Source organism: Streptomyces sp. NPDC058231 (assembly GCF_042882275.1).
In the GTDB taxonomy this organism is placed as follows: Bacteria; Actinomycetota; Actinomycetes; order Streptomycetales; family Streptomycetaceae; genus Streptomyces.
Map to the genome: position 1 here is coordinate 30,150 of NZ_JBHVWN010000043.1, position 9,970 is coordinate 40,119.

10 protein-coding genes are annotated in these 9,970 nt (G+C 71.3%); 7 read left to right on the plus strand and 3 right to left on the minus strand.

Annotation, left to right across the window (positions count from 1 at the left end; genetic code table 11):
* Nucleotides 1–102: 102 nt before the first annotated feature.
* The 3 genes from ACFVXE_RS25460 to ACFVXE_RS25470 all read right to left on the minus strand — a co-directional run bounded on the left by ACFVXE_RS25460 (nt 103) and on the right by ACFVXE_RS25470 (nt 1,503).
* Entirely contained in the window at nt 103–330 is a 228-nt protein-coding gene (locus ACFVXE_RS25460; protein ID WP_030915442.1) for a DUF3107 domain-containing protein, read from the minus strand.
* Between the two features lie 147 nt (nt 331–477).
* Nucleotides 478–1,119, minus strand: coding sequence for a TetR/AcrR family transcriptional regulator (locus ACFVXE_RS25465; RefSeq protein ID WP_389674412.1), 642 nt, complete (start codon nt 1,117–1,119; stop codon nt 478–480).
* Between the two features lie 168 nt (nt 1,120–1,287).
* Nucleotides 1,288–1,503 carry a hypothetical protein gene (locus ACFVXE_RS25470; RefSeq protein WP_389674413.1) on the minus strand — a complete coding sequence of 72 codons (216 nt, stop codon included), beginning with the start codon at nt 1,501–1,503 and terminating at the stop codon, nt 1,288–1,290.
* Between the two features lie 110 nt (nt 1,504–1,613).
* On the opposite strand from ACFVXE_RS25470, the gene ACFVXE_RS25475 reads away from it, so the two are divergent.
* From ACFVXE_RS25475 to ACFVXE_RS25505, 7 genes are all read left to right on the plus strand, one after another.
* Nucleotides 1,614–2,579 (plus strand): alpha/beta fold hydrolase, encoded by a 966-nt coding sequence (locus tag ACFVXE_RS25475; protein WP_389674414.1) that lies wholly within the window; start codon nt 1,614–1,616, stop codon nt 2,577–2,579.
* Between the two features lie 8 nt (nt 2,580–2,587).
* Nucleotides 2,588–3,943 (plus strand): DUF3152 domain-containing protein, encoded by a 1,356-nt coding sequence (locus ACFVXE_RS25480; RefSeq protein WP_389674416.1) that lies wholly within the window; start codon nt 2,588–2,590, stop codon nt 3,941–3,943.
* 166 nt (nt 3,944–4,109) lie between these two features.
* Nucleotides 4,110–4,205: an Ms4533A family Cys-rich leader peptide gene (locus ACFVXE_RS25485; RefSeq protein ID WP_389674417.1), complete on the plus strand. Its 96-nt coding sequence runs from the start codon at nt 4,110–4,112 to the stop codon at nt 4,203–4,205.
* 226 nt (nt 4,206–4,431) lie between these two features.
* Nucleotides 4,432–6,156, plus strand: a complete 1,725-nt coding sequence (locus tag ACFVXE_RS25490; protein ID WP_389674418.1) for an ABC transporter substrate-binding protein — start codon at nt 4,432–4,434, stop codon at nt 6,154–6,156.
* 2 nt (nt 6,157–6,158) lie between these two features.
* The gene (locus tag ACFVXE_RS25495) at nt 6,159–7,145 is read left to right on the plus strand and encodes an ABC transporter permease (RefSeq protein ID WP_389674419.1); all 987 of its coding nucleotides are present in this window, start codon (nt 6,159–6,161) and stop codon (nt 7,143–7,145) included.
* On the plus strand, nt 7,142–8,131 hold the full coding sequence (locus tag ACFVXE_RS25500; RefSeq protein ID WP_389674421.1) for an ABC transporter permease: 990 nt from the start codon (nt 7,142–7,144) through the stop codon (nt 8,129–8,131). Before ACFVXE_RS25495 ends, ACFVXE_RS25500 begins: the two co-directional genes overlap by 4 nt.
* Entirely contained in the window at nt 8,128–9,792 is a 1,665-nt protein-coding gene (locus ACFVXE_RS25505; protein ID WP_389674423.1) for an ABC transporter ATP-binding protein, read from the plus strand. The genes ACFVXE_RS25500 and ACFVXE_RS25505 overlap by 4 nt, the downstream gene beginning before the upstream one ends.
* Nucleotides 9,793–9,970 lie beyond the last annotated feature (178 nt).

Below are 9,970 nucleotides of genomic sequence, written 5' to 3' on the forward strand. Positions count from 1 at the left end.
GGCTCCCGGGGGTTTCTGGGCGGGCTCCGGGCGCTCAACCAGGCCGCCGCCCGGGGGCGGCAGCCCCCCCCCGCCCCGCTTCTCCATGCCTGGGTCCTGCCGCTACAGCGCGCCGAACCCGACCCGTCGCGTGCTCGGCTCGCCGATCTCCACGTAGGCGACCCGGTCGGCCGGTACCAGGACCTTGCGGCCCTTGTCGTCCGTGAGGCTGAGCAGCTGCGCCTTGCCGGTGAGAGCCTCGGCGACCGCGCTCTCGACCTCCTCGGCGGAAAGCCCGCTCTCCAGAACGATCTCCCGGGGTGCGTGCTGCACGCCGATCTTGACCTCCACGGCTATGTCCCTCCGACGGTCAGTCCTCTGCGCGTGAGCCGCGCCGTACGCACCACACATTAGCCCGGTGAGCGGAACTGTCAGGGATCGGCGGGCAACGCCCGCAGCGAACACGGAGCGGAGGCGCGGCGGATCACCGACCGGACGTCAGTGCTGATCGAGGCCGTGCAGGGGGAACCCGGCGATGCCGCGCCAGGCGAGCGAGGTGAGGAGCTGCACCGCCGTGTCGCGCGGGATCGCCGACCGGCTCGACAGCCAGTAGCGGGCGACCACCTGGGAGACGCCGCCCAGGCCGACGGCGAGGAGCATCGACTCGTCCTTGGACAGGCCCGTGTCACCCGCGATGACGTCGGAGATCGCCTCCGCGCACTGCAGCGAGACCCGGTCGACCCGTTCGCGCACCGCCGGCTCGTTGGTCAGGTCCGACTCGAAGACCAGCCGGAAGGCGCCGCCCTCGTCCTCGACGTACGCGAAGTAGGCGTCCATCGTCGCGGCGACGCGCAGCTTGTTGTCCGTCGTCGACGCGAGCGCGGTACGGACCGCGTGCAGCAGCGCCTCGCAGTGCTGGTCGAGCAGGGCCAGGTAGAGCTCCAGCTTGCCCGGGAAGTGCTGGTAGAGCACCGGCTTGCTGACTCCGGCCCGCTCGGCGATGTCGTCCATCGCGGCGGAGTGGTAGCCCTGCGCGACGAAGACCTCCTGCGCGGCGCCCAGCAGCTGGTTGCGTCGGGCGCGGCGAGGCAGGCGGGTGCCCCGCGGGCGCGCTGCCTCTGTCTGCTCGATGGCTGTCACGCCGCCTCCCAAATTTGTGATCGAACACAGCCGTTGCATGCACGCTGCGCCGTACAGCCATCGTACTTTTCAGTAACCCGGGTGTGCGCGGCGCGGACGCAGAATTTCACGGACCGGACGGCTGCGATAGCCAAAGATTCCTCGACCTCCGTGATGAATCGGGTGGTATCAGCGGTAATCGTCCTCGTTCTCGGCCACGACGCGGGCCTGCTCCACCGCATCCGCCTCGTTCGCGGAGTTCCGGTCGATGTCGGTGAGCGGATCGTCGCTCTTCGGCTGGAGATCGGCCTGCTGCTCGGCCGCGTCCGCCTCGGGTGCTTCCGGGTCCGGTTCGTCCGGTGGAATGGTTTCGAAGGTCTCCGGGTCGCTGGGGTCGACCGTCATGGTGACTCCCTTCCTTAGGTTCGAGCGTAGGAGCTACCCCCTGATGGCGCTATGCGGTCTGTGACGGCGAACACATGAACCATGGTGTGATCGTCTCGTAACATTGCCGCATGTCTTCGACCGAGCTGCCGGGAGTCCGCGCCGCCGCTGCCGCGGTGGCCCCCACGGTGAGCGCCGTCCGGGTCGCCGAGGGGGAGAAGCTGCGCTCCGTCGCGCTGCCCGGGCTGACGCTGAACGTCCGCGCCCGGCCGCCGGAGCGGACCGGACTGCCGCCCGCGCTCTTCGTGCACGGGCTCGGCGGCTCCTCGCGGAACTGGTCGGCACTCATGCCGCTGGTGCAGGACCTGGTGGACGGCGAGGCGGTCGACCTGCCCGGATTCGGGGACTCCCCGCCGCCGGACGACGGCAACTACTCGGTCACCGGGCACGCCCGCGCGGTGATCCGGCTCCTCGACACGGAGCGGCGCGGGCCGGTTCACCTCTTCGGCAATTCGCTCGGCGGTGCGGTGGCCACCCGGGTCGCGGCCGTCCGCCCCGACCTGGTGCGCACACTGACGCTCATCTCGCCCGCACTGCCGGAGATCCGGATCCAGCGGCCCGCCGTACCGACCGGACTGCTCGCCCTTCCGGGGATCGCATCCCTGTTCTCCCGGATGACCCGGGACTGGACCGCGGAAGAACGCACCCGCGGAGTCATGGCACTCTGTTACGGCGATCCGGCGCGTGTCTCCGAGGAAGGCTTCCGCGAAGCGGTGGCCGAGATGGAGCGACGGCTGGAGCTGCCGTACTTCTGGGACGCCATGGCACGCTCGGCGCGTGGCATCGTCGATGCGTACACGCTGGGCGGTCAGCACGGACTGTGGCGCCAGGCAGAGCGTGTACTCGCGCCGACCCAGCTCGTGTACGGCGGACGGGACCAGCTCGTCTCGTACCGGATGGCGCGCAGGGCGTCCGCGGCGTTCCGCGATTCGCGGCTGCTGTCACTGCCCGACGCCGGGCACGTGGCGATGATGGAGTACCCGGAGGCGGTCGCCCAGGCCTTCCGGGAACTGCTACAAGAGTGCGGCGGGAGCTGATCCGGGGCGTGGGACGACACAGCAGAAAAGGCCCCCCAACCAGTACGACCGGCGGGGATGCCGCGGGGAGCGCGGACGGCGCTCGTGACGCGGACCGGCCGGAGCCCGGCAGCGGTCGGCGCCGCAGGGCGGCCGACGCGCCGTCCGGCCCGGACGGCCACACCCCGTTCCGGGGGATTCCGCAGGTGCGTGGCGGTCACCCGGAACAACGCGAACCGGGCGGCGGCTGGGGGACCGGGCCGCAGCCGGTGTACGCCGGCCGGCAGGCCCCGGTCCGGCCCGGCGGTCCGGCCCGGCGGCCCGGGGTGCCGCAGCCGCCCCGTCCCGCGCCCGAGTCCCGGGCGATGCCGCGGGAGGCGTCGCACGGGCAGCCCGGGCTCGCCACGAGGCCGCTGATACCGGGTCCGCGACGGGAGTTCGTCGACGCCTTCGACGCCCCGCCCGCCCCACCCGCGCCACGCTCCCCGTCCGCCCCACCGGTCCCGCCGGCCGGCCCGGCCGGTGACCGCGAAGGACAGCGGGACCCCGGCGATGCCGACGCCCCGTCGGTCACCAGGGGGAGTAAGGGCCGCACCTTCACCGGTGTCGCGGCGGCGGCGGTGACGACCGTGCTCGCGGTCGTGGTGGCCGGACAGGTCGCCCACGACAGCACCAGGCGGGTCGGTGCGGCCGCGCCCGGCGCGGGTGTGGACCGGGACGGCGACGGCACGTCCTCCCGCTCGGACGACCGGCCGACGCCGAAGGTGTTGGCGGTCAAGCCCCTCTCGTACGAGCAGAAGATGGCGAAGGCATACCCCCTCGCACCGGATCTCAAGGGGTCCGGACACTTCGAGACGGTCCCGGGGACGGCGAAGGCTCCGGGTAAGGGGCACAAGTACCGCTACCGGATCGACATCGAGAAGGGGCTCGGTCTCGATGCCGGGCTCTTCGCCGAAGCGGTCCAGAAGACCCTCAACGACGACCGGAGCTGGGCCCACGGCGGTGCGATGACGTTCGAGCGTGTCTCCTCGGGCGACCCGGACTTCGTGATCACGCTGGCCAGCCCGGGGACGACCGGCGACTGGTGCCGCAAATCGGGACTCGACACGACTGAGGACAACGTCTCGTGCGACTCGGCGGCCACCGAGCGCGTGATGATCAATGCGTACCGCTGGGCCCAGGGCTCGTCGACATTCGGCCCGGAGAAGCTCTTCCCCTATCGCCAGATGCTGATCAACCACGAGGTCGGCCACCGGCTCGGTCACAATCATGTGAGTTGCCGCACGCCGGGCGCCCTGGCCCCCGTGATGCAGCAGCAGACCAAGTCGCTGGACATCGACGGCATCAAGTGCCGCCCCAACGCCTGGGTCCATCCGAGCAGTTGACCGTGGCCCGGCCGGCCGCCGGTCCCGGCCCCGCCGCCCCCGCACGCCCGCTCTCCCCGCCCTCGCCCGGGCCGGGAGAGCGGCCGTCCGAAATGCTGTCCGACATGTGAGACAGCTGTCTCGTTCCACGTTGACATGGCTGAAACCGTCACGCATATTTCTCCGCATGTCACGCAGCCCGATCATCCCCGACTACGCCGCCATCGAGCTGGCGCTGATCGGCGTGACCGGGCACAGCGTCTCCGACGTCCACTGTTGCTGACGCCTGCCTGAGCACGCGTCGACCGCCCTCCTCCGAGCCCCGGCCCGGCCCGGGCGGCACCCCCGACCGCCGTGCCCGGGCGTACTCCGTACGCAGGCGCGGCAGTATCGGTGTCCCGGCCCTCGGCTTCCCGGCCGGCCGTCCCCACTCGCACTCTCGCCGTTCGCCTGCACGGATCCGCTTCCCGCCTTCTTCCGTGAGCAGTACTCCGAGAGGTCATCTTCCGATGCGTCAACCGTCCGTCATATCGCGCCGCGTGGCAGCGGCCGTCGTGGTTCTCGTCGTGGGCTCGGGCGCCGCCGCGTGCGGTCCCCAGGACAGCAAGGGCAGCGACGGTCACTCCGGCGCAGCGGGCAAGCCCGCCAAGGGCGGCACGCTCACCGTGCTCAACCGCGCCGCCCAGCAGGACTTCGACCCCGCGCGGCTGTACACCTCCGGCGGCGGCAACGTCCCGTCGCTGGTCTTCCGCACGCTCACCACCCGCAACCGGGAGGACGGCGCGGCCGGGTCCAAGGTCGTCCCCGACCTGGCGACCGACCTGGGCACGCCCAGCGAGAACGCCACCGTCTGGACGTACACGCTCAAGGACGGCCTCAAGTACGAGGACGGCACCCCGATCACGAGCGCCGACATCAAGTACGGCATCGAGCGCTCCTTCGCCGCCGAACTCTCCGGCGGTGCGCCCTACCTGCGCGACTGGCTGATCGGCGGCGCCGACTACCAGGGCCCGTACAAGGACAAGAAGGGCCTCGCGTCGATCGAGACGCCCGACGCGAAGACGATCGTCTTCCACCTCAACAAGCCGGAGGGCGAGTTCCCCTACCTGGCGACGCAGACCCAGACGACCCCGGTGCCGAAGGCCAAGGACACCGGCGCCAAGTACGAGAACCACCCGATCTCCTCGGGGCCGTACAAGGTCGTCAAGAACGAGGGCGACGGCGAGCGTCTCGTCCTGGAGCGCAACACCTTCTGGTCGGCCGCCACCGACGAGGAGCGCAAGGCGTACCCGGACCGGATCGACGTGCGCTCCGGACTCGACTCCGCCGTCATCAACCAGCGGCTCTCCGCATCCAGGGGCGCGGACGCCGCCGCCGTCACCACCGACACCAACCTCGGCCCGGCCGAGCTGGCCAAGGTCACCGGCGACAAGAAGCTCGCGGCCCGCGTCGGCACCGGTCACTTCGGCTTCACGAACTACATCGCCTTCAACCCGAAGGTGAAGCCGTTCGACAACCCGAAGGTGCGCCAGGCGATCTCGTACGCCATCGACCGCACCTCGGTCATCAACGCGGCCGGCGGCTCCTCGCTCGCCGAGCCCGCCACCACCTTCCTGCCGGACCAGGCGTCCTTCGGCTACAACGCCTACGACGCCTTCCCGGCCGGCAAGGCGGGCAACGCCGCCAAGGCCAAGGAGCTGCTGAAGGAGGCCGGTTACGCCAAGGGCCTGACCATCACCCTCACGCACTCCAACGACAAGAACTTCGCCACCAGCCCGGAGATCGCCACCGCCGTCCAGGAGGCGCTGAAGAAGGCCGGGATCACGGTCGAGCTGCAGGGCCTGGAGAACAACGCCTACTCGGACAAGATCTACAACGTGAAGAGCGAGCCGGGCTTCTTCCTCACCGGCTGGGGCGCCGACTGGCCGTCCGGCGGCCCGTTCCTCGCACCGATCTTCGACGGACGCCAGATCGTCAAGAACGGCTACAACTTCAACGCCTCCCAGCTCGACGACGCCTCCGTCAACAAGGAGGTCGACGAGATCAACAAGCTGACCGACCTGAGCGCGGCCGCGAAGCGTTGGGGCGCACTCGACAAGAAGATCGGCGAGCAGGCGGTGACCGTGCCGCTGTTCCACCCGGTCTACAAGCGCCTGTACGGCGAGGCCGTCAAGAACGTCGTCATCAGCGACTGGACCGGCGTGCTCGACATCTCGCAGGTAGCGGTCAAGTAACCATGACCGAAGCTCTGCTGGTCGAGGAGGCGGGGGCCGCTGCGGTGGCCCCCGCCTCCGGGGCCTCCTCGTTCTGGCGGCGGCTGCGCACCCGGCGCTCCGCCGTCGTGGCGGCCGTCGTCGTCGCCCTGCTGGTCCTGGTCGCGCTCGCCGCCCCGCTGCTCGCTGCCGTCGAGGGCCAGGACCCCACCTCGTACCATGCCGGCCTCGTCGACTCGGCGACCGGCGGTGTGCCGCTGGGCTCGTTCGGCGGGATCAGCGCCGACCACTGGCTCGGCGTCGAACCGCTCACCGGCCGCGACCTGTTCGCCCGTGTCGTCTACGGTGCGCGGGTCTCGCTCGGCGTCGCGCTGGCCGCGACCCTGCTCCAGGTCGTCATCGGGGTGGCCGTCGGCCTCGCCGCCGGGCTCGGCAACCGGCTCGTCGACCAGGCGCTCAGCCGCGTCACCGACGTCGTCGTCGCGCTGCCCGTCATGGTGATCGCGCTCGGCGCACTCGCCGTGGTCCCCCCGGGCTTCCCGCGCCCCGTGCTGATCGCCGCGCTCGTCGGACTGATCGGCTGGTCCGGCATCTCCAAGATCGTCCGCGCCCGGACCCTCGCGCTGAAGTCGCTCGACCATGTCGCGGCCGCCCGGCTCAGCGGCTGGGGCAGCTGGCGGATCGCCCGGCGCGAGCTGCTGCCGGCACTCGCCGCCCCCGTCATCACGTACGCCGTGCTGCTCTTCCCCGGCAACATCGTCGTCGAGGCGGCGCTCTCCTTCCTCGGTGTCGGCATCAAGCCGCCGACCCCGTCCTGGGGGCAGATGCTCAGCGACGCCGACACCTGGTACCAGGCGGCACCCACCTATCTGCTGATCCCCGCCCTGCTGATCTTCATCACCGTGCTGGCGCTGACCGTCCTCGGCGAGGGCGTACGCAACGCACTCGACCCGCGTGTCGCCTCGCGGCTGCGGATCGGCACCGGACGGAAGAAGGAGGCCGGCGCATGACCCGGTTCCTGCTGCGGCGCCTGGGCGGGGCGCTGTTCGTGCTCCTGGCCCTCAGCGTCGTCGTCTACGCCGCCTTCTACGTCGCCCCCGGCAACGTCGCCCAGATCGCCTGCGGCCCGCGGTGCTCGCCCGCCCAGGTGGCGCAGGTCAGCGAGCAACTGCAGCTCGGCGACCCGCTGTACGTGCAGTACGCGCACTTCCTCCAGGGGATCTTCGCCGGCCGCGACTACTCGACCGGCACCGGCATCCTGCACTGCCAGGCGCCCTGCCTCGGCCGCTCCTACCAGGACGACCAGCAGGTCACCCAGATGATCCTCACCAAGCTCCCGGCCACCGCCTCGCTCGCCATCGGCGCCTTCGTGCTCTGGGTCCTGCTCGGCGTCGGCACCGGACTGCTCTCGGTGTGGCGGCGCGGCCGCGTCACCGAGCGGATCCTGACCGGACTGACCCTGGCCGGCATGGCGACGCCCGTCTTCGTCATCGGGCTGCTGCTGATCATCGTGTTCTGCTCGGCACTGCAACTGCTGCCGTTCCCCGACTACGTACCGCTCACCGAGAACCCGGAGCAGTGGGCCTGGAACCTGCTGCTGCCCTGGGTCTCGCTGGCCCTGGTATCCGCAGCCCCGTACGCCCGGATGACCCGGTCGTCGATGCTGGAGACCCTCGCCGAGGACCATGTGCGCACCTTCCGCGCGTACGGCGTGAGCGAGCGGCGGCTCGTCGGGCGGCACGCGCTGCGCGGCGCGCTCGGTCCGGTAATCGCGCTCGGCGCCCTGGACATCGGCTCGATGTTCGGCGGCGCCGTCCTCACCGAGTCGCTCTTCAACATCCCCGGCGTCGGGCGCGAACTCGTCGACGCCGTGCAGAACGTCGACCTGCCGGTCGTCGTCGGTCTGGTGCTCGTCACCGGCTTCTTCGTCGTCCTTGCCAATGCCGTCGCGGACATCCTCCAGGCGATGGCCGACCGACGGGTGGTGTTCGCATGAGTCTGGTCGAGGTATCCGATCTGACGATCTCCTTCGACGGCGCGGACGGTGTACGGGCCGTGGACGGCCTCTCCTTCACCCTCGAGGCGGGCGCCGCGCTCGGTGTCGTCGGCGAGTCGGGCTCCGGCAAGAGCGCGTCCGCGTACGCGCTCCTCGGGCTCCACCGGGGGACCGGCGCCGTGGTCGGCGGCTCGATCCGGGTCGCGGGCGTGGACGTGCAGGCGGCGGACGACGCCGGACTGCGGGCGCTGCGCGGGGCGAAGGCCGCGATGGTCTTCCAGGACCCGCTGTCCTCGTTGGACCCGTACTACGCGGTCGGCGACCAGATCGCCGAGGTGTACCGGGTGCACACGCGCGCCTCACGACGGGCGGCGCGGACAAGGGCCGTGGAGGTCCTCGACCGGGTCGGCATCCCCGACGCGGCACGGCGTTCGCGGTCCCGGCCGCACGAGTTCTCCGGCGGGATGCGGCAGCGCGCGCTCATCGCGATGGCACTGGCCTGCGAGCCGGAGCTGCTGATCGCCGACGAACCGACGACGGCGCTGGACGTCACCGTCCAGGCCCAGATCCTGGACCTGCTGCACCAGTTGCGGCACGAGACGGGCATGGGGCTCCTGCTGGTCACCCACGACGTGGGTGTCGCGGCGGAGAGCGTCGACGAGGTACTGGTCATGCAGTCCGGCCGGGAGGTCGAGCGCGGGCCGGTCGCCGAGGTGCTCGGCGCGCCCCGGAAGCCGTACACCCGCGAACTCCTCTCCGCCGTGCCGAGGGTCGACGCGAAGCGTGCGGTGCCGGACGTGAAGGGTGCCGCGCAGGTCCCGGCGCAGCGCGGCGCGGACGCGGGCGGGCCGCTGCTGGAAGCCGTCGGCCTGCGGCGCGAGTTCGGCCGCGGCGCCGGCCGGGTCACCGCGGTGGACGGTGTCTCGCTCACCGTCCACCGCGGTGAGACGCTCGGCATCGTGGGTGAGAGCGGCAGCGGCAAGACGACGCTCGGCCGGATGCTCGTTCGCCTCCTCGACCCGACCGACGGCCGGCTCCGGTACGGGGACACGGATATCGGCTCCCTGTCGGAGAAGGCTCTGCGTCCGCACCGGCGGGAGCTCCAGATGGTCTTCCAGGACCCCGTCGCCTCGCTCAACCCGCGCCGTTCCGTCGGCGAATCCGTCGCCGATCCGCTGCGGGCCGCCGGCGTGCTCGACAGCGCCCGGATCCGGGCCCGCGTCCAGGAACTGCTGGAACGCGTCGGACTCGACCCGGACCGGTACGACCGTTACCCGCACGAATTCAGCGGGGGACAGCGCCAGCGCATCGGCATCGCCCGCGCGCTCGCCGCCGACCCCAAGCTGATCGTCTGCGACGAACCGGTCTCCGCGCTCGACGTCACCACCCAGGCGCAGGTCACCGCCCTGCTCGCCGAACTCCAGCGCGAACTGGGGCTCGGACTGGTCTTCATCGCCCACGACCTCGCGGTCGTACGGCAGGTCAGTGACCGGGTCGCGGTGATGCGGCAGGGCCGGATCGTGGAGCAGGGCAGCGTCGACGAGGTGTACGGGGCGCCCCAGGATCCGTACACCAAGCAGCTCCTCGCCGCCGTGCCCGCACTCGATCCGGCGCTCGCGGCGGTGCGTCGTGCGGCCCGCAAGGAACTGGCCGCAGCCTGACCCTGTGTGACCAACCGTCCTCATAGCGCGACAGAACGCTACGGGGGCGGGAAAGTTACGACGGTTCACCCCTTTCGGTGGCGCGACGGACAACCGTCCGTGGCCCCCCCCCCGGTTGCGCGTTAGGGGGGGCCCCGGTGTGTTGGCCATGACACAGCGGGCGCCCCCCCAGGTGGAC

Excerpts from the sequence above, each read along its gene's own strand:
- ACFVXE_RS25470 (WP_389674413.1), bottom strand. The coding sequence starts at position 1,503 with ATGACGGTCGACCCCAGCGACCCGGAGACCTTCGAAACCATTCCACCG.
- ACFVXE_RS25475 (WP_389674414.1), top strand. The coding sequence starts at position 1,614 with ATGTCTTCGACCGAGCTGCCGGGAGTCCGCGCCGCCGCTGCCGCGGTG.
- ACFVXE_RS25485 (WP_389674417.1), top strand. The coding sequence starts at position 4,110 with ATGTCACGCAGCCCGATCATCCCCGACTACGCCGCCATCGAGCTGGCG.
- ACFVXE_RS25490 (WP_389674418.1), top strand. The coding sequence starts at position 4,432 with ATGCGTCAACCGTCCGTCATATCGCGCCGCGTGGCAGCGGCCGTCGTG.
- ACFVXE_RS25495 (WP_389674419.1), top strand. The coding sequence starts at position 6,159 with ATGACCGAAGCTCTGCTGGTCGAGGAGGCGGGGGCCGCTGCGGTGGCC.
- ACFVXE_RS25500 (WP_389674421.1), top strand. The coding sequence starts at position 7,142 with ATGACCCGGTTCCTGCTGCGGCGCCTGGGCGGGGCGCTGTTCGTGCTC.
- ACFVXE_RS25505 (WP_389674423.1), top strand. The coding sequence starts at position 8,128 with ATGAGTCTGGTCGAGGTATCCGATCTGACGATCTCCTTCGACGGCGCG.